The sequence below is a fragment of the Specibacter sp. NPDC057265 genome, from assembly GCF_042668835.1.
Taxonomy (GTDB): domain Bacteria; phylum Actinomycetota; class Actinomycetes; order Actinomycetales; family Micrococcaceae; genus Specibacter.
In genome coordinates, this window is sequence record NZ_JBHUYE010000024.1 from 21,587 (window position 1) to 46,034 (window position 24,448).

Here is a 24,448-nt window from a genome sequence, read left to right on the forward strand (position 1 = left end):
CGGCGCCGCTTGAAGGCGGCAACATTGTGCTGCGAAACGCCACAGTCAGCATGGCTCCCAGCGATCCGCGCACCCAGAGCGCCAAGCAGATCCTGGCACCACTGAACCTGACCCTGTCCGAGCAGCGCATTGCCGTCATTGGCGCCAACGGCTCCGGTAAGTCAACGCTGCTGCGCCTGCTCAACGGCCTGGTGGCTCCCTCCACGGGTTCGGTGCATGTTCTGGGCCACAGCACGCACACGGAGGCAGCAGCGGTACGCCGCAGCGTGGGCTTTGTCTTCACCGACCCCCTCTCCCAGCTCGTAATGCCCACCCCGCAGGAGGATCTGGAACTGTCCCTGCGGCGCCAAAAGCTTGGCAAGGCCGAACGGCGCAGCAAGGCACGCGCCATTTTGGCCAGTTATGGCCTGGAGCACCTGGCGGCCAGCAGCATTTACGAACTTTCCGGCGGTGAACGCCAGCTCACGGCGCTGGCAACGGTTTTGGCTGTCGACCCGCAAATACTGGTTCTGGATGAGCCCTCCACCCTGCTTGATCTTCGCAACACCAAGCTGCTCATGCGCCGCCTCGAAGGCCTCCCCCAGCAGATCATCATGTCCACGCACGATCTGGAGCTGACCAGGGACTTTGACCGCGTCCTGGTCATTGAGCAGGGGCAGCTGGCATTCGACGGCGCCCCGCACCTGGCGCTGGCGGCCTACCGCAAGTTAGTCGAATAGTGCGCGGCCACGCTTTTCTGGTGGCCGGGCATGTTCCGGGGTCTTCTCCCATCCACAAGTTGCCGCTGGCTTGGAAGGCTGTGCTGCTGCTCGGGGTGGCTGTGCTGTGCCTGGCATCTCCGCTTGTTTCCGTTTCTGCAGGGGTGGTGGTGACCAGCGTGGTGTTGCTGGCGGTGGTCGTGTTTCACTTTGTGGCCGGGCTGCCTGGTGCCAGGTTATGGCGGGCCGTGAAGGTCATGCTGATTTTCTTGTTGTTGATTGCTGCCTACCAGTGGTGGCAGCACGGGGCCTGGGTTGCCTGGCAGGTTGTGGCGGCCATCCTGGCCACCGTGCTGGCCTCCAATGTGGCAACGGCGACCACTGCCGTGGACGAACTCCTTGATGGGCTGGCAGCCGTGGTCCGTCCCCTGGCCCGCTTTGGTGCTGACCCGGAGCGCTTCTCACTCACGGTGGCGCTCATGCTGCGCAGCCTGCCGTTTGTTCTGGGCGCTTTTGCCGATGTGCGGGATGCCGCGCGTGCCCGGGGCTTGGAACGCAACCTCATGGCCAGGTCGCTGCCGGTGGTCATTGCCACCGTGGCTTACGCGCGGGCCACCGGCGAGGCTTTGGCTGCCCGCGGCCTGGGTGACCCTGAGAACTAGTGCACCTGGTCCGCCCGCTGCGTTGCACCACTTTCCAGGACAAGGAAAACCTTGCCCTGGCCCCCTGACCGCGAGCGCTCGCCGCTGTGGTGCAGGGGGCTGTGGCATTTCGGGGGGGTCTTTGCTGTGGTGGCGGGTGCCACCCGGTCCGGCCAACAACGCAGCCAAGCCAACGCGCCGTCAGGATCCTGCGGGGTGCCCCACATTTCCGTACGATCCGTGCAGGCGCGCGGGGCCTGGGCCTGGGCCTGGGCAGACGTTCATGGTGGTTGTGGTGGGCCGGCGGATGGCTCACTCCCCCTCCTGGGTGCGGCCGTGGTCCAACGGCTTCCTGGTGCCGTGCTGGGCCCGCTGCTGCGAGCGCCCTGCCGCTGCGCAGCACGGCCCGCTTCCAGGTTGCCGCGATGGGGGGGCTGGATCTTGGCTTCCTGGCATCCATCAACGGCACCATGGCCGGCCCCGGGTCCCGGGTGCCGGAACAGGGCGGGCTTGCCATGTGCCCGGCCTCTGGGGGGTGGTTTATCCCCCGTAGCTGCTGATGATGAAGGCGGCGAGAAACCCCAAGGCGGCGATGAGCCCGGTGAGGAAATGATGTTCTTCAAATGCTTCCGGAATCATGGTGTCCGCCAGCATGGCCAGGATGGCTCCGGCAGCAATGGCGGTGATGAAGGCCACCAGTTCGCCGGGAGCGTTTTCCATGGTGAGATAGCCAAGGAGGGCCGCCATGCCGGACATCAGCGCGATGCCCACCCAGACACCAAAGACATAGCCAGCGCTGCGGCCGGATTTCTTCATGCCGGCTGCACTGGAGAGTCCTTCTGGAACGTTGGAAATGAACACTGCTGCAAGTACGGTGGGGCTTACTGCTCCCCCGGAGAGCAGACCGAGGCCCAGAACCACGGATTCGGGGATGCCGTCCAGCAAGGCGCCCAAGGCGATGGCGCTCCCGCTGCCGGGTGTGTCCGCCTCAGTGCTTTGCATGCCGCCGGAGCGCTTGCGGTGTTTGGCCCCCCTGCGGGCCAGTAAGGCATTTGCACTGACATACACCACTGCGCCGGCCAGGAAGCCGCCCACCGTGGGCCACAAGCCTCCGCCCTCCCTTGCTTCATCCACCAGGTCAAAGGCCAGGGCGGAAATCAGCACTCCGGCACCGAAGGCCATGATGGAGGAGACGATCTTGGGGGGAATGGTCCACTTCCACGATATGGCGGCACCGAGCACCAGGGCCGCACCTGCCAGCGTTCCCCAGAACAGCGCCTGCGTCCATAACGGCATGTATTGTCCCTTTCAATTGCTGGATCCACGGGTTCATCACCCCCACGCACCTTGGGGGCCCAATGCCCGCCACCGGGTGTTCGAGGTGTCGACTATGAAAGTTAGCGCTTCGCCGGCCCCAAGTCCAGCATGCGCCAGCGATCTGCTCTCGCCCCCCGTGCAGCCGGATGACTTCGCCAAGGGGTCAATGGGTATGACAGGCCTGGCACTGGGGTCCACGGACGGGCGGCGCCGGTCCTGGGGGATGGAAGTCATAAGCGGTTCAGCGTGGGTGGTGGCAGTGGCTTTTGCGTTGATTGTCTGGGTCTTGGTGGGCTTGTTGGTGGTTGGCCGCTTGGGTGGGTGCTCCCATGGCTCTGAGGCCGTCCCTGAGGAACGTGTCCGGCCTCCCGTCGGGCAATCCGTCCCGCCAACTGGGTCGCGCTGACTCGAGGCCGGCGGCAACCCGGCCGGTTCGTGGATGCACTCCTGACTTATTGCACTGCATGGTTGTCCAGGTGCTGCCAAGGCTTCGGCGTCGGTTCCGGCACGTTCAGGACGCAAAGGCTGGTTTCTGGACGTGGTGCAGGACTTTTCCGTGGCTTCCTTGCCCCGGCCGCCGGGATGAGTCCGGTTTGGTCAATTGCCGATCCCCTCACGGCTGCCACCGCCCACGCCGTGCAAGGTACGGGCCTGGTTGAGACCACAGGACATTTTCGACGCGCGAGAAACCCGCCCGCCATGCGAAACGGGCCGACGCCTTCATTGAAGACCCCGGCGGCAACTGGTTGGCCCCCACCAGGGTGTCGTTGTGGTTCTTGTTTAAATCCCTGGGGTGGCGCTCCGCTTCACCACTGCGCGTGGGGCGTAGAGTCTAGGCAGCACCATGTGTATCCGAGCTGCGGCGTAAGGAAAGGCCCCCAATGAGCACTGACGCTTATGAAACCGAGGCCAAGCCTCAGGGCCGCTCCGATCAAGTCGATTCCGCGATGAGGGATGCTGATATGACGGTTGCTGAACAGCTCCAGGATCTTGTCCTGGACAGCGCGGACGTGACAGACTTCCTCGGCGAGCTTTCACAATATTCCGCCGCTCTTGCTTCGGCGGAGGGGACCAGAAGCATCGAGTGCGCCGTCACCTTGCGCAGGCGGCGCAAATCCATCACCGGCTCGGGCAGCAGCCCACGGGCCAGGACCCTCAATGACATCCAGGCGGAACTGGGAGCAGGTCCATGCCTGACGGCGTTGGAGGAAGGACGGACGGTGCTGATAGCGGACACGGGCCAGGATGGGCGGTGGCCTGACTATGAGCAGGCGCTTGCGCGCCAGGACATTCGCAGCGTCCTTGCCGTTCCCCTCCTGCTGGAGCAGGGTGCCGCCGCGTCCATTAATTTTTTTTCCCCCGCGCCAAACATTTTTACGGACGGGATTGTGCACGCAGCCGAGCTGTACGCCGCACAAGCGCGGAAAGCGCTGCTCCTTGCCGTGCGGATAGGTTCACAACAGGACCTCGCCCAGGACCTTCACAAAGCCATGAAGTCCCGTACTGTCATCGACCTCGCCGTCGGAGTCATTATGGGCCAACAAAGGTGCGAACAACAGCAGGCCTTTGAAATACTCGCCCGGGCTTCCTCCAACAGAAACAAAAAGCTTCGTGACGTGGCCGTGGAGTTGTTGTCGAATTTGACTTCAACGGCCATCGACACGAAGTTCGACGACTAACACAACGGCACCGCCGGGGCTGGCCGGCAATGCCATGTCGGGGCGGTGCAACAGCTGTCCCAGACGAGGCCGAAAAAGGGCGGTTTTTTGACGAAGGCTGCGTTCCAAAGTGCCCCGCTTTTTTATGCGGCAGTCAAAATTCCTGCGGGCCGGTTGCCCGGTCCCGCAGGGCAAGACTGAGAACTTGCAGGTCAAAGCCATCGCACCGAAGGGCGCCGTAGATGATTGCTTCAAAGACCAGCGGAGGCGCGGTACCGCCGTTGGCTATGTAGGAGATCCAGAGCTTCTCAACAGACGTCGTGCCACCACTGATTTGGTGCTGCGCCGTTTCCTGGGGAGTATCCATACCGGGATCCTCGATACTCCCCGCTCCGCAGGGCTATGGGTCTGTGCCATGACCAGCTGCCGGATCATTCCCACATTTTATGCCACACACACCCTAAGAGGCCACTGAAATTGAAAATCATGGGCTTAACTTAAAAGAGATGGCAGCGCAGTTAGAAACCGGCTTTCATCCGTTCCGGCATGGCTGATGTTTCCGCATCCCCTCCCGTGGTTCGCCTGGAGGAGCGCAACCCGTTGTTGGTGTTTTGGCTTTTGCCCGGCCACCCCGCCATGGGTCCAAGCCAGTTACGGCGGGGGTGCACAGCTGGAGTGGTGTCAGTCATGCTGGGTCTTGGGGCCTGGTCGCGGGCCGCGCGGCAACAAGCCTGTTCGCAAATCCGGAAATCGAGTCGATGAGGGCATCCGGTCCAAGGATGGTGAAGGGGGCGTCAAAACGAACAACCCACGCCATCAGTCCCGCCCATGACCAGGAACCGACCCGCACCCGGCAGGAGGAGCTGGAAAGCTGTTCCAACTCCCCGTCGCCAAGCCAGGGGGCAATGTCAGCGGCGGGCAGTTCCAACAGAAATTCGCCGTGGCAGGCCCAGGCATCAGCAGCCTCGGAGCCCTTGATGCGGGCAGCCAGGTAGCTGCGTGCGTCGCCTGTGGGGATGGCCCGGCGGGTGAACAACCGACCGGCGGAAAACTTCGGCTCCATTTTGTCCAGCCGGTAAATGCGCCAATCATCGGGCCCGGTATCCCAGGCAATCAAATACCACCGGCCACCGCGGACAACGACGGCGTGCGGTTCGACCTCCCTGGACGGTTGCCCGGCGTGTTCGCCGTAATCGAAGCGGATGAGCCGGCGTTCACGTGTGGCTGCACTGACCGCCTCCAAAACTCTCGGCTCAAGCCGCAGCGCCACACCGGCATCCATGAAACCGATTCCGTTGATGCGGTGCCGCAACCGGGAGGGCATCACCTGCTGCACCGTGATCAATGCCCGGTCCGCGGCGTCACCCAGGTCCACTCCGCTTGAGGGCATGCGCCGCAGCGCCACGGCAAGGGCCACGGCCTGTTCGTCGTCGAACAGCAGGGGCGGCAATTGCGCACCCGCCGCCAGCCGGTAGCCGCCGTCGGGCCCCTTCACCGCTGTGATGGCGTACCCGAGCCCGCGCAGACGGTCGACGTCACGCCTTACCGTGCGGGGTGTGACCTCAAGACGGTCCGCCAGCACATGGCCGGGCCAATCGCGCCGGGATTGCAGCAGGGAAAGCAGCGTGAGCAGCCGCGGCGTTGGTCCAGACATATTTCCAGTATTCCCCAAGTAGCGGACAAAAACTGTCCTCTACCGGGTGCAGGCTGGTGTTGTGGCAAGGCGCCGCACACAGTGAACACCAAAGGACCATGACCATGAGCATCTCCACCTCCACCCACCTGAACTTCCAAGGCACCGCACGCCAGGCCCTGGAGTTCTACCACAGCATCTTTGGCGGCGACCTCCACTGCGCCAGCTACGCTGACTTTGGCATGCCCCAGGACGCCCCGGATGCCAACAAGGTGGTGTTCGGCGAACTCACATCCAAGGACGGCTTCCGCCTCATGGCGTACGACATCCCGGGCCGGCACAGCACCAGCAGTGCAGGGACCGCCGGCATGACCCGGCGTGAGAACGGCACCACCATCACCGACCGCACCTTCTTCCAATCCCTCCAGGGACAGACACTTGAGGAAGTCGTTGAGCTGTGGAGCGGGCTGGCCCAGGGGGCAGAGGTGATTGAGCCGCTGGCCGCATCGCCCTGGAGTCCCGGGTTCGGAATGCTGACCGACCGTTTCGGGGTCACCTGGGTCATGGATGTGCAAAGCCCGGCCATGACTGCATAGAACCCATTGCTTGGCCCGCATCACCGGCCGCCGCAGAACAGGAACCCAACGTTGCTGGCACCAAAAGGGCCGGCAGGCGGGCCGGCGGGAGGCCATAATGGATCCATGACTAAAGCATCCTGCGCCTGCAGGGAATCCCGGCAGCAGCCCGGGGTGGCTGCCGAGAGGCGAAGGCGGGCCCTTTGATGTCCTATCCCTGCGGGCCACGGCTGAGCCTGCGCGAGTTCACTGCCGCCGACGTCGCCGCCGTGCATGAATACGCTTCAGATCCGGCCGTGGTCCGCTGGTCCACCTGGGGGCCAAACACCCGGGCGGAGACGGCCGCCTTTGTTGTCGATGCCGCCGGGCAGCAACTGCGCGCGGACCGCGCAGCCTACTCGCTGGCCGCAGTTTTGAACGGCGAAACCATCGGTTCCGTGGGCATTTGGGTCACAGGGCTCCAGGATCGCAATGGCGGGCTCGGCTACACCTTTCACCGTTCCCACTGGAACCAGGGCTACGCCACCGAGGCTGTCCACCTGCTGCTGGAGTTTGGCTTCACCACATTGGAACTGGAACGCATTGACGCCACCTGCCATCCTGACAACGCAGGCTCCATCCGGGTCCTGGAAAAGTCCGGGTTCACCCTGGAGGGGCGGCTGCGTTCCCATCGCCTGGTGCGCGGTGACCGGAGGGATTCCCTGCTCTATGCCAAGCTCCGGCACGAACACTTCACGGCCACCGGACCACGGACCGGCCAGGACCACCAACCTTGAACACTGGCCTTGAACACTGGCCTTGAACACTGGCCTTCAGCGGCTACAGCCCGGACCACTGGAACAGCGCCGACACCCCCATCCCGCCCGCCATGCTGACCATGGCCACAGCATTGCGGGGCTCCGCGCCCCCTGCGGACGCCAGGCTCCGCGCCCGGGCCAGCAAGCGCGTCACCAGCACCGCCCCCGAGGCGCCGTAGGGGTGCCCCAGCGCCAACGCACCGCCGTCGTGATTGAACACGCCCGGGTCCACCTTTAAAAGCTGCGCCACCGCCAGCACCTGGGCGGCAAAGGCTTCATTGAACTCCACCACCGACCCCGCCAGCGCCGCCGCGTCCAAACCGGTTCTGGCCATCAACGCCCGGGTCGAATGGGCCGCCCCGACCCCCAACAGCTTCGGGTCGTTGCCCACCACTGCACTGTCGCGGAAAATCAAACCATCGGCGGCCAACAAGCGTGCCTGGGCCAGTGAAGTGACCAGCAGGACCGCGGCACCGTCGCTGTACGGGCACGAATTGCCCGCCGTCACGGTCCCACCGGGAACAAATACGGCCCGAAAGCGGGCCATGAGCTCCGGGGTGAGTGTGGCGCGGGGGCCCTGGTCGGCGGTGAGGCCGGCAAAGGGGAAGATTTCGCCGGCAAAGCGTCCCGCCTGCGCCGCCGCAACGGCCCGTGCATGGCTGCGCATGGCGTATTCGTCCTGCTGCGCCCGTGAGATGCCGTACCTCACAGCTACATTCTCTGCGGCGACCCCCGCATCCGGATCCCCCATCCAGGTGGGCGCAAACTGTGCCCGGTCAAAAAATTCCAGCGAACCATCCGCGCCGCGGTGCGCCCGGGCCGGGGCCGTGCTGATGCTCTCCACCCCTCCGGCCAGGTACATCCCGCCGGCTCCGGCCTGCACCAGCCGGCACGCCAGCACCACGGCTTCCAGCCCGGAACCACACTGCCTGTCAACCGTCAGGCCGGGAACAGACTGCGGCAGCCCGGCGCTGAGGGCGGCCAGGCGTGCCACATTGCCGCCGCCGCCGGTGGCATTGCCCAAAATCACGTCATCGAGTGCCTCCGGTTCAATGCCGGTGTCCCTGACCAGTGCATGGATCAGGGGTGCGGCCAATTCATGCGCGCGGTGTCCACGGTAGGGCCCGCGGGCCTTGGCCGTGGCCAGGCGCTTGGCGGCAATGACGACGGCGGTCCGCGCAGGATCGAGTGCGGCATGGGCTGGGAGTGGACTATTGAAGGCTGCGGACACGCGAATCCCCCTGTTCAATCCATTGGGCGAGCAATGCCCGGTCGATTTTTCCGCTGCCGGTGGCGGGCAGGGCCGTGAGTGCGTACCAGCGCGTTGGCCGCTGTACGGCGGGCAGGGCAGCGGCCGCCTGCCGACAGGCGGCGAGGCTGTTCTTCTGCGCACCTGTCCGGGGTGCAAGGATGGCCGCAGCCACACGCTGCCCCCGCAGGGGATCCGGCACGCCCGTGACCACCACCTCCCTGGCGGCGGCGGCACCAAGCACTGCCTCAATGGGGTGGGGATAGACGTTGGCGCCGGAAACCAACATCATGTCCGACGCCCGCCCGGCAAGGTGCAAGCTGCCCGCCGAATCGATCCACCCTTGGTCATGAACTGTGAACCATGGCTGGGCGGCTTCCAGCGCCGGTGAATCCCCAGGCCCCAGGGGTTGGAACGCCAAACCATCATCGCCCCAGGCATACCCCGCACACAGGTAGGGGCTTTGCACGCAAATGGTGCCCAACTGGCCCTGTTCCAGTGCCGTGCCGCTGCCATCCCGCACGCTCCACCGCACCCCCGGAAAGGGATCCCCGGCGTGCGGCGCTGTCCGGCCCACTGCGGAGGCGGCCACAAAACCCAGCTCCGCGGCCCCGTAGTACTGCTGGACCACCGCCTGTGGCACCCAATCCCGGACCGCTTCCAGCGTTGGCGCACCAACGGCGGCACCGGCACAGATGATGCGCTGGAGCGTGGAGGTGTCAGCACGCGTGTGGAGGCCGCAGCTGGCCACCAGTTCCAACAGGGTGGGCACCACCACCAGGTGCGTGGCGCCGTGATGGTGCAGCGCCGCCACCGCGGCGGCCGGTGAGAACCGGGGCATGGACACAAAACTGGCGCCGGCATACAAGGACTCCCCCAGTGCGTACAGGTTCATGCTGGCAGCCTGCGGCCCCGGGGCCAGGATGACGCTGCCGGGTGCAATGCCAAAAAACCGCGTGCTCTGCCTAAAGGACTCCCGCCAGGAATCCGCATGGCGGACAAAGCCCTTGGGCATGCCGCTGGTGCCGGAGGACAAGCCCAGCAGGAAGCGGGGGTTGGGGCCCCGTTCGCCGTCGCTGCCCAGATGTTCAGAGGCCCAGGCCTTGGCGGCAGCCCGCAGGGCCTGGCGCACTGCCTGCGGCCAGGCGGGGTCGAGCACCATGACCATGCGGCCCGTCAACAAGGCCGCGCACCATTGCCCCGCCAGCTCCAGCACCGAATTCCCTTCAATGACCTGCACGGACCCGGCGGGGCCGCACGCCCGTGCCGCCGCCGGGGAAGCGGCGGCCTCCTGGGCGGCCTGCAGCAATTGCGCATAGTTCAGGCTCCGGGTGCCGTCGCTGACGGCTGCCACGTGCGGGCTGACCGTGGCCCAGTGTTTAAGTTCGGGAAGGAAGGGCATTGTTCCCATGCTAGAGCAGCCGGCACGCTTTACTTGGGAAGTATTCTTAAGCCATGACTTTCAATGAAGGCGCCCGGCTGAACCCCTCCCAAACTGAAGACCGCCGCGGGATGCGCCGCGGGGGCAAAGTGGGGCTGGGCCTTGGTGGTGGACTGGTGGTCCTCATTGGCGCGCTGCTGGGCATCAACCCGGATATTCTCACCGCCGTTTTGGGCACGGGCGAGCAGCCGGCCATTGAGCAGCCGGCCGGTTCGGGAGTGGAAGACTGCCTCACGGGCCAGGACGCCAATGAACGCCTGGACTGCCGCATTGTGGGCACAGCCAACTCGCTCAATGACTTTTGGCCAGGGTACCTGGCCGGTTATGGGGTCGACTACACGGTGCCGAAGACCGTGATCTTTACCGGCAGCGTCAGCACCGCATGCGGGAATGCAAGCTCCGCCGTGGGGCCCTTCTATTGCCCCGCCGACACCAAGGCCTATTTTGATCCCGACTTTTTTGCGCAGCTGCAGACACAGTTTGGTTCCTCCGGCGGGCCCCTGGCCCAGGAATACGTGGTGGCACACGAGTTCGGGCACCATGTGCAAAACCTCACCGGGACCATTGGCCGCGCCCAGCAGGAACCGGCCGGCGCGCAATCCCTGGCCGTCCGCACGGAACTGCAGGCCGACTGCTACGCCGGGGTTTGGATGCGGCACGCCTCCTCCCAGGCAGCACCGGGCAGCAGCGGACCCTTCCTGCAGGCGTTGACCCAGCAGGACCTCAACGATGCCCTGTCGGCGGCCTCGGCGGTGGGTGATGACCGGATCCAACAGGCCGCCACCGGCCGGAGCACACCCGAATCGTGGAGCCATGGTTCCAGCGAACAGCGGCAAAAATGGTTGTACACCGGTTACCAGTCGGCGGACCTTGCCGCCTGTGACACCTTCGCGGCGCCGCAGGTGTAGAAGTGACAAAAAGGTCCCCCCGGGGCGCCACCACCACAAGGGCGGCGGCGTCCGGGGGGACCTGGGTGCGCGGGGGCGTGTGCTAAATGTTGAAGCCCAGCGCCCGCATCTGGTCGCGGCCGTCGTCGGTGATCTTCTCCGGCCCCCACGGCGGCATCCACACCCAGTTGATGCGCCATTCATCCACAATGGGACCAAGCGAGTTTTCCACTTGTTCCTCAATGACGTCCTGCAGCGGGCAGGCGGCAGTGGTCAATGTCATGTCCAAAAGCAGGGCGCCGTCGTCGGCGTAGCGCAGGCCATACAGCAGGCCCAGGTCCACCACATTGACTCCGAGTTCGGGGTCAATGACGTCCTTGAGCGCTTCCTCAATGTCTTCCAGGTCCGTGGTGGCTGCGCCGGAGGCAGCCGGTTCGCTAATTTCAGTCATGATTCCTTCTTCGGATCGGGACGGCGCGGCAGTTAGGCCGTGGCTGAATCTGCCACCAGGAAGCGGTCGTATCCTTCAGCTTCCAGGCGGTCGGCGAGTTCGGGTCCGCCCTGTTCGGCAATGGCGCCGTCGACAAACACGTGCACAAACTGCGGCTTGATGTAGCGCAGGATGCGGGTGTAGTGCGTGATGAGCAGGGTGCCCAGGCCGCCGGCGTCGATGGCGCGGTTGACGCCCTCGGAAACCACCTTCAGCGCATCCACGTCAAGGCCGGAGTCGGTCTCGTCCAACACGGCGAACTTGGGACGCAGCAATTCCAGCTGCAGGATCTCGTGGCGCTTCTTCTCACCGCCGGAGAAACCTTCGTTGACGTTGCGCTGGGCAAACTCGGGCTCAATGCGCAGCTGCGCCATGGCAGCCTTGACGTCCTTGGTCCAGGTGCGCAGCTTGGGGGCTTCGCCGTCGATGGCCGTCTTGGCCGTGCGCAGGAAGTTGGTCATGGTGACGCCGGGGATTTCCACGGGGTACTGCATGGCCAGGAACAGGCCGGCGCGGGCGCGTTCGTCCACGCTCATGGCCAGCACGTCTTCGCCGTCGAGGGTGATGGAGCCGCTGTCCACGGTGTAGCGGGGGTGGCCGGCAATGGTGGCGGCCAGGGTGGACTTGCCGGAGCCGTTGGGGCCCATGATGGCGTGGGTCTCACCGGTGTTGATGGTCAGGCTGACGCCCTTGAGGATCGCCTTGGAGCCCTGCTCGGTGGCAATGCTGACGTGCAGATCCTTGATTTCCAGAGTAGACATACTCTAATTTCTCCTAAAAGTGTGGTTGCGGCGCGCGGTGCTACTGCGGGGTGACGCCGTTAAGAATGGTGTTGACGTCCACGTAGACGTCGTTGCCGTGAACGGCAAGGGCAAAAACGGGAACAGGTTCAAATGCGGGCAGGGTCAGGGGCGCTCCCGTGGTGAGGTCAAAGGAACTGCCATGGGCCCAGCATTCAATGGTGCCGTCCTCCACATCGCCTTCGCTGAGGGAGATCTCCGCATGTGAGCAGGTGTCTCCAATGGCGTGCAGCTGCCCGTAGGAATCGCGCACGATGGCTACGGGATAGTCGTCGATCTCCACCAGGAGGGACGCTTTGACTTCAACGTCGCCTTCCTGGCAGACCACGACGCCGGCGGGTGTGGCGGACCCGCTCATCGCGGCGTTGCCGCCAGTTCACGTTCCACGGAGTCGCGCAGGCGCTCTTCAAGTTCGGGGACCTGAATCTGCTGGATGACCTCATTGAGGAAGCCGCGGACCACCAGGCGGCGGGCAACTTCCTCGTTGATGCCCCTGGCCTGCAGGTAGAACAGCTGCTCGTCGTCGAAACGGCCCGTGGCACTTGCGTGGCCGGCGCCTTCGATGAGACCCGTCTCGATCTCCAGGTTCGGGACGGAGTCAGCACGTGCACCCTGGGTCAGGATGAGGTTGCGGTTGAGCTCATAGGTGTCGGTGCCCTCGGCCTCGGCACGGATCAGCACATCGCCAATCCACACGGCATGGGCGTTCTCGCCCTGCAGTGCACCCTTGTACGTCACACGTGACTTGCAGTGCTTGGCTGTGTGGTCGACAAAGAGGCGCTGTTCCAGGTGCTGGCCGGCGTCGGCAAAGTACAGCCCGTACATTTCCACGTCGCCGCCGGTGCCGGTGTACCGGGCCGAAGGTGTGGTGCGCAGCAAATCGCCGCCAAGGTTGATGACCACGTGCTTGACCTTCGCATCGCGTCCCACCTGCAGGTGCTGGGCGCTGGCGTGGACGGCGTCATCATTCCAGTCCTGGATGCTGACCACCGTGAGGTTGGCCCCGTCTTCAACGAGCACTTCCACATTTTCGCTCAGCACGGCCGTGCCGCGGTGGTCCAGGACCACCACGCCGGTGGCGAACTTCTTGGCGTGCACCAGGATGTGCGCGGCGGCGGGGGTTGGCCCCTGGCCTGTGAGCGTCAACGTGGTGACGTTCTCGGCGGTGCCGGCGAATTCCGCCGGCAGGGTCACAATCGTGGCTTCGGTGAAGCCGGCCCAGGCCGCAGCCGCCACCCGGTCCTCGGGGATTCCCGCCAACCCAATGCGGGCGTCGTCGCGGCCCACGGTCTCCACCGTGACGGCGTCGGGCTTGGAGACCTCAACCACGGGGGCGGCCCCGGAAAGTTCCATGCCCTTGATGCCCACCCGGTCCAAGCCGCGCAGACGCTTCAGCGGTGTGAAGCGCCACTCCTCCTCGCGGCCGGTGATGGTGGGAAAATCGGCCAGGGAGTAGGAGGTCAGACGGCCTGCGCGTGAGCTGTCGGGCACGCCGACCCCGCCGCCGTGGCTGTCGCCGCCACGGCTGTGGGCCTTGCTGGCGCTGCCGGCCAGGGGACCGCTCTCAGGATTGATTTCGGAGAGGCTTTCGCCCTCCTCCGTCATGCCCTTGATGAAGCCCTGGCTCCACTCTTTTGCCTCTGTCTTGTGTTCTTGCGTGAGCTCGGTCATTTAGCCGACGGCCCCTTCCATCTGCAGTTCAATCAGGCGGTTCAGTTCCAGCGCATATTCCATGGGCAGTTCCTTGGCAATGGGTTCGATGAATCCACGCACAATCATGGCCATGGCCTCGTCCTCGGGCATGCCGCGGGACTGCAGGTAGAACAGCTGCTCTTCGCTGACCTTGGAGACGGTGGCTTCGTGGCCCATGGAAACGTCATCTTCACGCACGTCCACGTAGGGGTAGGTGTCAGAGCGGGAGATGGTGTCCACCAGCAGCGCGTCGCAACGGACGGTGTTGGCCGAGTGCGTGGCACCTTCGCGGATCTGCACCAGGCCGCGGTACGCTGCGCGCCCGCCGCCACGGGCCACCGACTTGGAAATGATGGATGACTGTGTGTTGGGCGCGATGTGCACCATCTTTGAACCGGTGTCCTGGTGCTGGCCTGCACCGGCAAAAGCCACCGACAGGGTCTCACCCTTGGCGTGCTCGCCCACCAGGTACACGGCCGGGTACTTCATGGTCACCTTGGAGCCAATGTTGCCATCAACCCATTCCATCGTGGCGCCTTCGTGGGCAATGGCGCGCTTGGTCACCAGGTTGTACACGTTGTTGGACCAGTTTTGGATGGTGGTGTACCGGACGCGGGCGTTCTTTTTCACCACAATTTCCACCACTGCCGAGTGCAGTGAGTCCGAGGTGTAGATCGGCGCCGTGCAGCCTTCAATGTAGTGCACGTAGCTGCCCTCATCGGCAATGATCAGCGTGCGCTCAAACTGGCCCATGTTCTCGGTGTTGATGCGGAAGTAGGCCTGCAGGGGAATTTCCACGTGGACGCCCGGAGGGACGTAGACGAAGGATCCGCCGGACCAGACGGCCGTGTTCAGCGAGGCGAACTTGTTGTCCCCCACCGGGATCATGGTGCCGAAGTATTCCTGGAACAGTTCCGGGTACTCGCGCAGGCCGGTGTCGGTGTCGGTGAAAATGACGCCCTGCTCCTCCAGGTCCTCACGGATCTGGTGGTACACGACCTCTGACTCGTACTGGGCCGTCACGCCGCCGACGAGGCGGTTGCGCTCTGCTTCCGGGATGCCGAGCTTTTCATAGGTGTTGCGGATGTCCTCGGGCAGTTCTTCCCAGGATCCGGCCTGCTTCTCGGTGGACCGGACAAAGTACTTGATGTTGTCAAAGTCAATGCCCGTCAGGTCCGCGCCCCAGGTGGGCATGGGCTTGCGGTCGAAGTACTTCAAACCCTTCAAGCGCATGTCCAGCATCCACTGCGGCTCGTTTTTCTTCGCCGAGATGTCGCGGACCACTTCTTCGCTGAGTCCGCGGCGGGCATTGTCGCTGGCCTCGTTCTTGTCGGACCAACCGAAGGCATAGTTGCCTAGGCCTTCAAGCTCCGGGTTTGCCTCGAGGATATGGTGAAGTGTGGTGTCCGCCACTTCACTCGTTGCACCAACGTCTTGTGCTAGTTGATCCGTCATCACGGCCTTTCTTGCTGATGGTTGGAAGTTACTCGCACCGATCCAATACGGACCGGCGGAACAGTTGAAGGGGTGCTGGCCGCCCTGCGGCCGGTGGGCACATGCGTGGTGCACACGTGGCCGCCGCTTGCCATGGTGGAGAGTCTGCGAACATCCACTCCCACCAACCGGGAAATGACCTCGGTCTCCGCGTCACAAAATTGCGGGAAGGTGGTGGCAAGTTCCTGGATGGGGCAATGGCCCTGGCACAGCTGCTCGGCAGCCATGGGCGTGCCGGCATTGAGGCTGTTTGATGATGCCACAAAACGGTCGGCGTTTAAAGCCATGGCCAACGCCTTGGAGCGGGCTGAGACGTCGTCGCCGGCCGCCTCCACGAGGGGGCGGTATTTGGCTTCCATGTCGGCAAAACGGCGTTCGGCAAATTCCACCACGCCCCGCTGGCCCTTCGCGGCGGCAATTTCGGTCAAGGCCAGCTTGGCGATGCCCAGGTAGTCATCGCCAATTTCGCTTTGGCCCCGGCGTGAAACCACATACCTGCGGGCAGGGCGGCCCGCCCCGGTTTTGGCGTTGCTCACCAATTTGACCTCAATGACACCCTCACGGGTCAGGACATCAAGGTGGCGGCGCACTGCCGCCGGGGTCAGTCCCAGCAGCGACCCCAACTGCGCGGCACTGATGGGACCCTGTTGGAGCACTGCCGTAAGAACGCGGTCTCGGGTACGTTCGTCAGGATCAACCACCCGCGTGGAATCCGGGATCAGCGGCTGACTCATTGACACCTCCACAGACTTGAAATTACCTACCACATTAGAGAACACAATTCTGCCGTAATTGATTCCCGGCGGCTACTAAGGCCAGCCTATCCACGCCTGCGGCCTGCGCAGCCACCTTGTTCCGCGCTCAACACCCTGGTGGCTCGCGTAGAATGGCCGCGTGACAAAGACTATTGCCCCGGCCTTGGTGATCTCCGGGCTCATCAAGGATGTGGGGCCCCTGGCGGCGCTCGACGGCCGCATGAAAAGGATCGTTTCCAACATCAGCATGGACGCCCATTTTGGCGCCGTGACAGCCCTGCTGGGAGCCAACGGCGCAGGCAAGACCACCACCATAGAGTGCGCCCAGGGTCTGCAGCACCGCACCGGTGGCCACATTTCCCTGCTGGGGGAAGATCCCGCCACGGCGGATGCCGGGCTTCGTGCCCGGGTCGGCGTGATGCTGCAGGACGGGGGGCTGCCGCCGGCGGCCCGGCCCGTGGCCCTGCTGCATCATGTGGCCAGGCTGTACAGCAATCCCCTCAGCGTCAAGGAACTCGTGGGCCGCCTGGGCATTGCCGAATTTGCCGACACCACCATTCGGCGCCTCTCCGGAGGGCAAAAGCAGCGGGTCGCCCTGGCGGCCAGCCTGCTGGGCAACCCCGAGGTGCTTTTTCTTGATGAGCCCAGCGCAGGCTTGGACCCGCAATCGCGGATCATGGTTTTCGAGCTCATCCGCGAGCTGCGGGACGCGGGCAAGGCCATCATCCTGACCACGCACCTGCTCGACGACGCCCAACGCCTGGCGGACTACGTGTACATCGTGGACAGGGGGGCATCGCTGGCCGAGGGGACGGTCCAGGACCTTTTGGCCAAGTCCACGCAGGCCATGGCCCACCGCGTGCTGACGTTCGAAACGTCGCCGGGCCAGGACGTGGCCGCGCTGCGGCGTCCGGGCCTTGAATGTACCGAAAGCCGCCCGGGCAGTTACACGCTTGCAGGTTCATTGGAACCGGTCGATCTTGCCCGTTTCGGCATGTGGTGCGGGGAACAGGATGCCCTGCCCACGTCGGTGCATTTGGATTCACAGTCGCTGGAGGATGTTTTTCTCGCCCTTGCCGCAGGCGCCGCACCCGACGCCGGGCAGCAAAGCCGGCGCACGCACAACGAACACGTCTTGGGGACCAAATGAGCACCCTGTTCCACAACGCGCCGGCCAGCCGGCCGGCCACACTGGGCCGCCGCATCCTCAATCAGGGGAGGTATGAAACGGCTACCATGCTGCGCAATGGTGAGCAGCTGGTGCTGATGGTTGTCATGCCGCTTTTGGGACTGTTTGCCCTGGTGGCCACCCCGTTGCTCGATGGCATGGGCCATTCCAGGATTGCCTTGGCGACCCCGGGGATTCTGGCCCTGTGCGCCCTGTCCACCTCCTTCACCGGACAAGGCATCGCGACAGGCTTCGACAGGCGCTACGGGGTGCTGCGCTACCTTTCCACCACGCCGCTGGGCCGTGGCGGTCTCATTGCCGGCAAAGGCCTCGCCGTGCTGTCCGCACTGGGTCTGCAGCTGGCCCTTATTTCGGTGGTGGCCCTGTTCCTTGGCTGGCGCCCGCCCGTGGCGGGAGTGCTTCTGGCCATCCCCCTGTTGATTCTGGGGGCGGCGGCCTTCACCGCAATTGGTTTGCTCATTGCCGGCACTGTCCGCCCCGAAGCCACCTTGGCCATCACCAATCTAGGTTGGATCCTGTTCGCCGCCGTGGGCGGGATTGTCCTGCCGGCCGGAAAATTTTCCGACACCCTGGCCGGGGTGGTCCAATGGCTTCCTTCCGGCGCCCTGGGCAACGTCATGCGCGCGGCGCTGCTGGAGAGCACCCTGGACGTGGCCGGTTTGATTGTTTTGCTGGCATGGACGGCAGTTGCAACTGTGGCAGCCGTCAAATGGTTTAAATGGAATTGAAAGGCGTCACAGAAGTGAGTCAAAGCAGCCCCGTGGCCAACAAGCCCTTGCAGGGTCTAACACGCAAGCTACCAACGTCCGTCACCCCGGCCATTCGGAATTTGTCGGTCGCCTCCCTCATTGGCCAGGGCGTGCTGATTGTCTCCGGCGGTGTGGTGCGGGTGACAGGTTCCGGCCTGGGGTGCCCCACCTGGCCCAAATGCACCGCCGACTCCCTGACCAACACCCCGGAAATGGGCATCCACGGCTTTATTGAATTTGCCAACCGCACCCTGACCTTTGCCTTGGCCGCCGTGGGGCTGGTGCTGCTGGTCATGCTGTGGAGGTTGCGCAAGGAACGCAAGGATTTGTTTTGGCTGGCCTTCGGCACCCTGGCTTCCATTCCGGCACAGGCCGTCATTGGCGGCATTACGGTGCTGTCGGGCTTGAACCCCTACGTGGTCAGCCTGCACTTCCTGGTGTCCGCGGCACTCGTGGCCATCTCCATGCTGTTGGTCAACCGCGCATGGGGGCGCACCGGCGTCGCCGCACCCGCGGTGCCGCCGTCACGGCCGCTCATCCGCCGGCTCAGCGTGGTGGCCGCCGTCACCAGCTACTTGGCGGTCATTCTTGGCACCCTGGTCACAGGTTCCGGTCCCCACTCGGGTGACTCCACATCCCCCCGCATGGAACTGGACGGATATCTGGTGACACGCATCCACGTGGTGCCCGTCTACGTGCTGGTGGCAGTGTCCGCGCTGCTGGTCATTTTGCTGTGGCGCCAGCCCCGCGCCGACATGATGCGCACGGCGTCCCTGCTGTTGTTCCTCGCCGTCTTGTTTCAAGGAGTCATTGGCTACTGGCAATACTTCACCGGCATCCCCATTTTGCTGGTGATCGTGCACATGCTGGGTGCCTCCTTGATGCTCGCCGTTGGCACGAACATTGTGGACGTGGCCCTGCGCCGCGGCCGTAACGGCGCCGTCAGCAGCTGACACCACCCCGGGCCGACGCGATCTTCGCCCGCGGCTGCCGTCGTCGGGGGAAAGCCGGGCTGCAGCAACTGCCCTGCGCGCAACACCGGCTCCCCCCACCACCCAAGCGGCTTCGAAGGCAACTTCACCTTCGCGGACAGCGGCCGGCACCTTCGCGGCCTTCAGCCGGGACCGCGGTAAGGGAACAGCGGTGCGGGCGGCACCGGGCCACGGACCAACCCGCGGTGTGCAAGGGCAGGCAGCTGGAATCACCCCATGCGCGGCGGGCCGGTCCAGATGCTTTACGAGGCCGCTGCGAGAATGACCCCGGCCAGGTCCTTGGGACGGCTCCACATGGGCCAATGCCCTGTGGGCAGGTCAAGGACCTCGAGGTGTTCAAGCTTTGCCACCTCGGCAAACATGGCATGGCCGGCCCGCGCCAGCTCCAGCAGCTGTGCACTGGGGATCGAGCAGCACACCACAGTGGTGCGGATCCGGTGGCGGGCAGTGTTCCCAAGCTTCAGGGGCTGGCGCAGCACGGGCCCGGGCACAGGGACCGAGCGGGCCCGGAAACGTTCCAGGACCTCTGCGCTCAGGCCTTCAAGGCTGGCCTGCTGCGCAAGGACGTCGAAAGCCGGCAGTGAAAGTTCCGTCACATTCTCCGGCACGTCCGGCGCGAAGGCGCTCCCTGCAGCCACAGGGCCGGAGTCGACCCACACCAGGCGGTAAACCAGCTCAGGGTGCCGGTCCACCAGGAGGCTGACCGGGAAGTTCGCGCCGCTGTGGGCGACGACAGTGGCGGGCTGGTCCGCGGAAACCCCCAGCTCGGCGCAGCGGTCCAGCAGTGCCGAGACTTGATCGTCGAGGGTCCTGTCCGCACGCCCGGGATCGTCCGCATCGAGACCGGGCAGGGTCACCGCCAGTGCACGGCACTGGCTGCTGGTCAGGTGGTGTAGAACTTCATCCCAGGCCCAGGCGCCCAGCCAGTGGCCGGCTATGAGAATGATGGTCGGAGTGCTTGCAGTGGTTGTCATGGCACCAGCCTTGCAGCCACCACGGTCAAGGGTGTGTCACTATTTATGGCATGAATTTATTGTGGTGTGAACCGTGAAACGCATTGAACGGCTCCATGCGCTCTCTGAGATGCTGCGCCGCAGCGGTGCACGCGGGGTGTCCGCCGACAGGTTGGCCAGGGAGTTCGAGGTCTCCGTGCGCACCATCAAGCGCGACCTTGATGCCCTGGACAACAGCGGTGTGCCCCTTTGGTCCCGTCCCGGTCCCGGTGGCGGCTACGGCTTGGCTGCAAGCGGTTCACTGCCGCCCGTCAGCCTGTCACCGGCGCAGGCGGTGGCGCTCATGGCAGCGGTGTCCGCGGCGGCCGATGCCCCCTACGCAGACCAGGCGGCAGCAGCCGTTCAAAAAATTGTGGCCGTCCTGGATCCCACCACCAAGGCGCGGGCCAACGGGCTGGCCCGGCGGATCTGGGTCAACGCGCCCCCCTGCTCATCACGCACGGTCAAATCGGCGCTGGAGGAGGCGATGGCCGAACAGCGGGTGGTCCGCATCCGCTACACCTCAAGCCAGGCCGCCACCACCACGCGCGACGTCGAGCCGGTGCTGTTCGCCGCCACGAACGGCCAGTGGCACTTGATTGCCTGGTGCCGGCTGCGCAACGCCATGCGGTGGTTTGCCGTTTCGCGCATCGAGCAGGCCAGCGTCACCAGAACCGCCTGCAGCGGCCATGGCGTCGACGAGGTGGGGGAACCCCCAAGGAACGCCAGGCCGGTGCACCGCCGGGTCGGGTAGCGCGGTCGGGGCCGGCGGTGCAGCCGCACGGCCAGCCGCACGGCCAGGCGCTGCACGGCATCAGCGCCCGAGGCTGGAGAACAAAAAAGCTGGGCTGCCGGCGCCTACCGGACCATCAGGGCCGCACCCACAAAGGGGTCCACGGCCAAGGACAGGAACACCAGGGTCAGATAGGTGATGGAGGCGTGGAAGACCTTCATGGCGTTCTTTTTGGTCACCAGGTCCTTTTTGGAATTGTTGTACAAAACGTGGGCCTCGTACAGGAACCAGATTCCAGCTGCGCCCGTCACCACCGTGTAGACAATTCCGGCGCCGCCCAGGGGAATCATCAGCAGCGAACACGCCACCATGGCCCAGGTGTACAGCACCACCTGCACGGCCACGGTGCGGGAGCCGGCCACGGCACCGAGCATGGGCAGGTTCACCGCGTTGTAGTCGTCGCTGTAACGCATGGAAAGCGGCCAGTAGTGCGGCGGCGTCCACAAAAAGATGATGAGAAACAAGATGATGGCCGGCCACTGCACGGTGTTCGTGACGGCGGACCAGGCAATGAGGACGGGCATGCAGCCTGCCGTGCCGCCCCATACAATGTTCTGCGTGGTGCGGCGCTTGAGGATCAGGGAATACACCACCACGTACAGGAAGATCGCACCAATGCCCAGCATGCCGGTCAAAGGATTGATGCTCCACAGCAGGGCAACCGCCACCACAGTCAAAATCCAGGAGAACACCAGGGCTTCACGCGGAGTGATGACACCTGTCACCAGCGGCCTTTTGGACGTCCGGTTCATGACCTTGTCAATGTCGCGGTCAATGTAGCAATTGAACGCACCCGAGGCCCCGGCGGCCAAGGCGCCGCCCACCATGGTGGCCACCATCAGCCACAAGCCCGGCACACCGCTGTTGCCGGCATAACCATGCGCATAAAACATGGTGGGCAAGGTGGTGACGAGCAGGAGCTCCACAACCCTGGGTTTGGTGAGGGCCAGATAACCTTTGGCCTTCTCCGAAAAACCAACCGACACCTTGGCAGATGTCCCTTGGCTATGGGCATGCGTTGCACTCACGAGTAATGTCACCATGTTTTCATTGTTTGTCCGGCGCAGTTCAATCAACTGCTCCCCACCCCCACCGCGGCAAGGCGGGAAGGTGTGCTGGGCGCAGCTCTTAATATCATACCCGGCCAATACGGCGCAGCACGAAAACGGTGTAAGTCATCCGGTGACCTTTTCACTCTCACGATGTGGAAACCGCTCACGCAAATCCGCGCATCTCGTGTAGCTTTAGAGGTACCTGAGTCCGGGACCACAGCATTTTTGCCGAAGCTGCAGGAACAGACTTTTAATTTCTTAATCCAACTGCACCGGCGCATGGCCAAGGACACGGCTGCCCTGCCCAGCTGTGCCGGGGCAGGGGCGCCAGCCCGGCACCGCGCATTGTTTTTTTGCCCAACCGAAAGGGACCTGATCAGTGTCATACTTGGAAATACCCGCATTCACCTGGAACGCCAATGACCAGCGGGCAGTGGACACCGCCCGTGTCTTGGCCGCCGACGCTGTTGAGAAGGTAGGCAACGGCCACCCGGGAACAGCCATGTCCCTGGCCCCGGCAGCGTACCTGTTGTTCCAGAAGGTCATGCGCATTGACCCGAAGAATCCGGACTGGCTGGGTCGCGACCGCTTCATCCTCTCCCCCGGCCACACCTCCCTGACACTGTATGTGCAGCTCTTCCTCTCCGGTTACGGGCTGGAACTGCCTGATCTGGAAGCCCTGCGCACCTGGGGTTCACTCACCCCCGGACACCCGGAGTACAAGCACACCGCCGGGGTGGAAATCACCACCGGCCCGCTGGGCCAGGGCCTGGCCTCGGCCGTGGGCTTCGCCTACTCCCAGCGCCGCATGCGCGGCCTGATGGACCCGGATGCCGCCCCCGGCACCAGCCCCTTCGACCACACCGTGTGGGTCATTGCCTCCGACGGCGACCTCCAGGAGGGTGTCACGTCCGAAGCCTCCAGCCTCGCCGGGCACCAGGAGCTGGGCAATCTGGTGGTGGTGTACGACTCCAACCACATCTCCATCGAAGATGACACCAACATTGCCTACTCCGAGGACGTGCTCAAGCGCTACGAGGCCTACGGCTGGCACGTGCAGCGCGTGGACTGGACCAAGAGCGGCGACTACGTGGAGGACGTGGCGGAACTGCACGCGGCCCTTGCTGCCGCCAAGGCCGAGACCGGCAAGCCCTCCATCATTTCGCTGCGCACCATCATTGGCTACCCGGCACCCAAGAAGCAGAACACCGGGGCCATCCATGGTTCCGCCCTGGGCGCCGAGGAAGTGTCGGCGCTGAAGGAAGTGCTCGGATTCGATCCGCAGCAGCACTTCGCCGTGGAGCCGGAAGTCCTCGACCACACCCGTGCGCTCGTGGAACGTGGCGCCGCCGCCCGCCGGGAATGGGACACCGCCTTCGAGGCCTGGAAGACAGCCAACCCGGAAAACGCGGCCTTGCTGGAACGCATTGAAGGCAAGCAGCTGCCGGCGGACTGGGAAAAGAACCTGCCGGTGTTTGAAAGCGGCAAGGACGTCTCCACCCGCGCCGCCTCCGGCAAGGTCCTGAACGCCATCGGCGGGGTCCTGCCGGAACTGTGGGGCGGTTCTGCTGATTTGGCCGGCTCCAACAACACCACCATTGAGGGCAGCGGCTCCTTCGTTCCCGCCTCCAAGCAGACCGACACCTGGGCCGGCGGCCCCTACGGACGGGTGCTGCACTTTGGCATCCGCGAACACGCCGCGGCATCCATTGTCAATGGCATCCACCTGGCCGGGCCCACCCGCGCCTTCTCGGGCACCTTCCTGATCTTCAGCGACTACCAGCGCCCGGCCATCCGCCTCTCCGCACTCATGGGGGTCCCCTCCATCTATGTGTGGACGCATGATTCCATTGGCCTGGGCGAGGACGGTCCCACGCACCAGCCCGTGGAGCAGCTGGCCAGCCTGCGCGCCATTCCGGGCCTGGACGTGGTCCGCCCCGGTGACGGAAATGAAGTGGCGGCGGCCTGGAAGAAGATCCTGGAAACCACCGGCAACCCGGCAGGCATTGTCCTGACGCGCCAGAACATTCCCACCTACGCCCGCGGCGAGGGCCAGGCCACAGCCACCGAGTTCGCCTCGGCCGAACTGGTGGCCAAGGGCGGCTACGTCCTCGCCGAGGCCGTGTCCGACGGCGCCGTGGTCACCCCGGACGTCATTTTGCTCGCCACCGGTTCCGAGGTGCAGCTGGCAGTTGACGCCCGTGCGGCGCTCGCAGCCGAGGGCATTGCCGCCCGCGTGGTGTCCATGCCCTGCGTCGAGTGGTTCAACGCCCAGCCCGCGGACTACCGCGAGCAGGTGCTCCCGGCCGCCGTGCGGGCCCGCGTCTCCGTGGAGGCCGGACTGGCGCTGGGTTGGCGGGAGTTTGTTGGCGACGCCGGCCGCAGCATTTCGTTGGAGCATTTTGGCGCCTCGGCAGACTACAAGGTTTTGTTCGAGAAATTTGGCATCACCACCGCCGCCGTGACGGCAGCCGCCAAGGACTCCTTGGCAGCGGCACGCTCCTAACGCCCACAGGCACCCCAGCCGGCAGCCGCCGCCGTGTTTGCACGGCGG

General features: G+C 64.7%; 24 protein-coding genes. 11 read left to right on the forward strand and 13 right to left on the reverse strand.

The window, feature by feature from the left end:
- Positions 1–50: 50 nt before the first annotated feature.
- Complete coding sequence (locus ACFUCV_RS13585) at positions 51–719, forward strand: energy-coupling factor ABC transporter ATP-binding protein (protein WP_380816647.1); 669 nt, start codon at positions 51–53, stop codon at positions 717–719.
- Positions 719–1,360 carry an energy-coupling factor transporter transmembrane component T family protein gene (locus ACFUCV_RS13590; RefSeq protein WP_380816595.1) on the forward strand — a complete coding sequence of 214 codons (642 nt, stop codon included), beginning with the start codon at positions 719–721 and terminating at the stop codon, positions 1,358–1,360. The genes ACFUCV_RS13585 and ACFUCV_RS13590 overlap by 1 nt, the downstream gene beginning before the upstream one ends.
- A gap of 519 nt (positions 1,361–1,879) precedes the next feature.
- Here the strand turns inward: ACFUCV_RS13590 and ACFUCV_RS13595 are convergent.
- The gene (locus ACFUCV_RS13595) at positions 1,880–2,635 is read right to left on the reverse strand and encodes a ZIP family metal transporter (RefSeq protein ID WP_380816597.1); all 756 of its coding nucleotides are present in this window, start codon (positions 2,633–2,635) and stop codon (positions 1,880–1,882) included.
- A gap of 902 nt (positions 2,636–3,537) precedes the next feature.
- Between ACFUCV_RS13595 and ACFUCV_RS13600 the strand changes: the two genes are divergently transcribed.
- Positions 3,538–4,335, forward strand: a complete 798-nt coding sequence (locus ACFUCV_RS13600) for a GAF and ANTAR domain-containing protein (protein ID WP_380816599.1) — start codon at positions 3,538–3,540, stop codon at positions 4,333–4,335.
- 133 nt (positions 4,336–4,468) lie between these two features.
- Here the strand turns inward: ACFUCV_RS13600 and ACFUCV_RS13605 are convergent, their stop codons facing one another.
- Complete coding sequence (locus ACFUCV_RS13605; RefSeq protein ID WP_380816601.1) at positions 4,469–4,681, reverse strand: hypothetical protein; 213 nt, start codon at positions 4,679–4,681, stop codon at positions 4,469–4,471.
- A 318-nt stretch (positions 4,682–4,999) separates the two neighbouring features.
- On the reverse strand, positions 5,000–5,968 hold the full coding sequence (locus ACFUCV_RS13610) for a helix-turn-helix transcriptional regulator (RefSeq protein ID WP_380816604.1): 969 nt from the start codon (positions 5,966–5,968) through the stop codon (positions 5,000–5,002).
- Positions 5,969–6,072: 104 nt separating this feature from the next.
- Here ACFUCV_RS13610 and ACFUCV_RS13615 point away from each other — a divergent pair, with 104 nt between their 5' ends.
- Together ACFUCV_RS13615 and ACFUCV_RS13620 are read left to right on the forward strand one after the other, a co-directional pair.
- Complete coding sequence (locus ACFUCV_RS13615; RefSeq protein WP_380816607.1) at positions 6,073–6,543, forward strand: VOC family protein; 471 nt, start codon at positions 6,073–6,075, stop codon at positions 6,541–6,543.
- Positions 6,544–6,728: 185 nt separating this feature from the next.
- On the forward strand, positions 6,729–7,298 hold the full coding sequence (locus tag ACFUCV_RS13620; protein WP_380816609.1) for a GNAT family N-acetyltransferase: 570 nt from the start codon (positions 6,729–6,731) through the stop codon (positions 7,296–7,298).
- Between the two features lie 43 nt (positions 7,299–7,341).
- On the opposite strand, the gene ACFUCV_RS13625 is transcribed toward ACFUCV_RS13620, so the two are convergent.
- Positions 7,342–8,550, reverse strand: coding sequence for a thiolase family protein (locus ACFUCV_RS13625; RefSeq protein ID WP_380816612.1), 1,209 nt, complete (start codon positions 8,548–8,550; stop codon positions 7,342–7,344).
- The gene (locus ACFUCV_RS13630; protein ID WP_380816614.1) at positions 8,531–9,970 is read right to left on the reverse strand and encodes an AMP-binding protein; all 1,440 of its coding nucleotides are present in this window, start codon (positions 9,968–9,970) and stop codon (positions 8,531–8,533) included. The genes ACFUCV_RS13625 and ACFUCV_RS13630 overlap by 20 nt, the downstream gene beginning before the upstream one ends.
- Before the next feature lie 53 nt (positions 9,971–10,023).
- Here ACFUCV_RS13630 and ACFUCV_RS13635 point away from each other — a divergent pair, with 53 nt between their 5' ends.
- Positions 10,024–10,917, forward strand: coding sequence for a neutral zinc metallopeptidase (locus ACFUCV_RS13635; protein ID WP_380816616.1), 894 nt, complete (start codon positions 10,024–10,026; stop codon positions 10,915–10,917).
- An 82-nt stretch (positions 10,918–10,999) separates the two neighbouring features.
- On the opposite strand, the gene ACFUCV_RS13640 is transcribed toward ACFUCV_RS13635, so the two are convergent.
- Genes ACFUCV_RS13640 through ACFUCV_RS13665 form a run of 6 tightly spaced genes read right to left on the reverse strand, consistent with a single transcriptional unit; the run spans position 11,000 to position 16,106 of the window.
- Positions 11,000–11,347: a metal-sulfur cluster assembly factor gene (locus ACFUCV_RS13640; protein ID WP_380816618.1), complete on the reverse strand. Its 348-nt coding sequence runs from the start codon at positions 11,345–11,347 to the stop codon at positions 11,000–11,002.
- 32 nt (positions 11,348–11,379) lie between these two features.
- Positions 11,380–12,147 (reverse strand): Fe-S cluster assembly ATPase SufC, encoded by a 768-nt coding sequence (gene sufC / locus ACFUCV_RS13645; RefSeq protein WP_380816624.1) that lies wholly within the window; start codon positions 12,145–12,147, stop codon positions 11,380–11,382.
- Positions 12,148–12,187: 40 nt separating this feature from the next.
- Complete coding sequence (locus tag ACFUCV_RS13650) at positions 12,188–12,544, reverse strand: non-heme iron oxygenase ferredoxin subunit (protein ID WP_380816626.1); 357 nt, start codon at positions 12,542–12,544, stop codon at positions 12,188–12,190.
- The gene (gene sufD, locus ACFUCV_RS13655) at positions 12,541–13,857 is read right to left on the reverse strand and encodes a Fe-S cluster assembly protein SufD (RefSeq protein WP_380816628.1); all 1,317 of its coding nucleotides are present in this window, start codon (positions 13,855–13,857) and stop codon (positions 12,541–12,543) included. Before sufD ends, ACFUCV_RS13650 begins: the two co-directional genes overlap by 4 nt.
- Positions 13,858–15,333 (reverse strand): Fe-S cluster assembly protein SufB, encoded by a 1,476-nt coding sequence (sufB, locus tag ACFUCV_RS13660; protein WP_380816630.1) that lies wholly within the window; start codon positions 15,331–15,333, stop codon positions 13,858–13,860.
- On the reverse strand, positions 15,333–16,106 hold the full coding sequence (locus ACFUCV_RS13665) for a helix-turn-helix transcriptional regulator (protein WP_380816632.1): 774 nt from the start codon (positions 16,104–16,106) through the stop codon (positions 15,333–15,335). The genes sufB and ACFUCV_RS13665 overlap by 1 nt, the downstream gene beginning before the upstream one ends.
- A gap of 160 nt (positions 16,107–16,266) precedes the next feature.
- Between ACFUCV_RS13665 and ACFUCV_RS13670 the strand changes: the two genes are divergently transcribed.
- The 3 genes from ACFUCV_RS13670 to ACFUCV_RS13680 are packed head-to-tail and all read left to right on the forward strand — an operon-like array spanning position 16,267 to position 19,018.
- Positions 16,267–17,277 (forward strand): ABC transporter ATP-binding protein, encoded by a 1,011-nt coding sequence (locus ACFUCV_RS13670; RefSeq protein WP_380816634.1) that lies wholly within the window; start codon positions 16,267–16,269, stop codon positions 17,275–17,277.
- Entirely contained in the window at positions 17,274–18,044 is a 771-nt protein-coding gene (locus ACFUCV_RS13675; protein WP_380816635.1) for an ABC transporter permease, read from the forward strand. Before ACFUCV_RS13670 ends, ACFUCV_RS13675 begins: the two co-directional genes overlap by 4 nt.
- A 14-nt stretch (positions 18,045–18,058) precedes the next feature.
- The gene (locus ACFUCV_RS13680) at positions 18,059–19,018 is read left to right on the forward strand and encodes a heme A synthase (protein WP_380816637.1); all 960 of its coding nucleotides are present in this window, start codon (positions 18,059–18,061) and stop codon (positions 19,016–19,018) included.
- A 281-nt stretch (positions 19,019–19,299) separates the two neighbouring features.
- On the opposite strand, the gene ACFUCV_RS13685 is transcribed toward ACFUCV_RS13680, so the two are convergent.
- The gene (locus tag ACFUCV_RS13685) at positions 19,300–20,031 is read right to left on the reverse strand and encodes an alpha/beta fold hydrolase (protein ID WP_380816639.1); all 732 of its coding nucleotides are present in this window, start codon (positions 20,029–20,031) and stop codon (positions 19,300–19,302) included.
- A 73-nt stretch (positions 20,032–20,104) separates the two neighbouring features.
- Here ACFUCV_RS13685 and ACFUCV_RS13690 point away from each other — a divergent pair, with 73 nt between their 5' ends.
- Positions 20,105–20,803, forward strand: coding sequence for a helix-turn-helix transcriptional regulator (locus tag ACFUCV_RS13690; RefSeq protein ID WP_380816641.1), 699 nt, complete (start codon positions 20,105–20,107; stop codon positions 20,801–20,803).
- Between the two features lie 104 nt (positions 20,804–20,907).
- On the opposite strand, the gene ACFUCV_RS13695 is transcribed toward ACFUCV_RS13690, so the two are convergent.
- Positions 20,908–21,882: a heme o synthase gene (locus ACFUCV_RS13695; RefSeq protein ID WP_380816650.1), complete on the reverse strand. Its 975-nt coding sequence runs from the start codon at positions 21,880–21,882 to the stop codon at positions 20,908–20,910.
- A 391-nt stretch (positions 21,883–22,273) separates the two neighbouring features.
- On the opposite strand from ACFUCV_RS13695, the gene tkt reads away from it, so the two are divergent.
- Positions 22,274–24,400 (forward strand): transketolase, encoded by a 2,127-nt coding sequence (gene tkt / locus ACFUCV_RS13700; protein ID WP_380816643.1) that lies wholly within the window; start codon positions 22,274–22,276, stop codon positions 24,398–24,400.
- Positions 24,401–24,448 lie beyond the last annotated feature (48 nt).

What these genes read in the sequence shown, in the direction of transcription:
- ACFUCV_RS13585 (WP_380816647.1), top strand. Translation starts at nt 51, where the DNA reads ATGGCTCCCAGCGATCCGCGCACCCAGAGCGCCAAGCAGATCCTGGCA.
- ACFUCV_RS13595 (WP_380816597.1), bottom strand. Translation starts at nt 2,635, where the DNA reads ATGCCGTTATGGACGCAGGCGCTGTTCTGGGGAACGCTGGCAGGTGCG.
- ACFUCV_RS13600 (WP_380816599.1), top strand. Translation starts at nt 3,538, where the DNA reads ATGAGCACTGACGCTTATGAAACCGAGGCCAAGCCTCAGGGCCGCTCC.
- ACFUCV_RS13605 (WP_380816601.1), bottom strand. Translation starts at nt 4,681, where the DNA reads ATGGATACTCCCCAGGAAACGGCGCAGCACCAAATCAGTGGTGGCACG.
- ACFUCV_RS13610 (WP_380816604.1), bottom strand. Translation starts at nt 5,968, where the DNA reads ATGTCTGGACCAACGCCGCGGCTGCTCACGCTGCTTTCCCTGCTGCAA.
- ACFUCV_RS13615 (WP_380816607.1), top strand. Translation starts at nt 6,073, where the DNA reads ATGAGCATCTCCACCTCCACCCACCTGAACTTCCAAGGCACCGCACGC.
- ACFUCV_RS13620 (WP_380816609.1), top strand. Translation starts at nt 6,729, where the DNA reads ATGTCCTATCCCTGCGGGCCACGGCTGAGCCTGCGCGAGTTCACTGCC.
- ACFUCV_RS13630 (WP_380816614.1), bottom strand. Translation starts at nt 9,970, where the DNA reads ATGCCCTTCCTTCCCGAACTTAAACACTGGGCCACGGTCAGCCCGCAC.
- ACFUCV_RS13635 (WP_380816616.1), top strand. Translation starts at nt 10,024, where the DNA reads ATGACTTTCAATGAAGGCGCCCGGCTGAACCCCTCCCAAACTGAAGAC.
- ACFUCV_RS13640 (WP_380816618.1), bottom strand. Translation starts at nt 11,347, where the DNA reads ATGACTGAAATTAGCGAACCGGCTGCCTCCGGCGCAGCCACCACGGAC.
- sufC (WP_380816624.1), bottom strand. Translation starts at nt 12,147, where the DNA reads ATGTCTACTCTGGAAATCAAGGATCTGCACGTCAGCATTGCCACCGAG.
- ACFUCV_RS13650 (WP_380816626.1), bottom strand. Translation starts at nt 12,544, where the DNA reads ATGAGCGGGTCCGCCACACCCGCCGGCGTCGTGGTCTGCCAGGAAGGC.
- sufD (WP_380816628.1), bottom strand. Translation starts at nt 13,857, where the DNA reads ATGACCGAGCTCACGCAAGAACACAAGACAGAGGCAAAAGAGTGGAGC.
- sufB (WP_380816630.1), bottom strand. Translation starts at nt 15,333, where the DNA reads ATGACGGATCAACTAGCACAAGACGTTGGTGCAACGAGTGAAGTGGCG.
- ACFUCV_RS13665 (WP_380816632.1), bottom strand. Translation starts at nt 16,106, where the DNA reads ATGAGTCAGCCGCTGATCCCGGATTCCACGCGGGTGGTTGATCCTGAC.
- ACFUCV_RS13675 (WP_380816635.1), top strand. Translation starts at nt 17,274, where the DNA reads ATGAGCACCCTGTTCCACAACGCGCCGGCCAGCCGGCCGGCCACACTG.
- ACFUCV_RS13685 (WP_380816639.1), bottom strand. Translation starts at nt 20,031, where the DNA reads ATGACAACCACTGCAAGCACTCCGACCATCATTCTCATAGCCGGCCAC.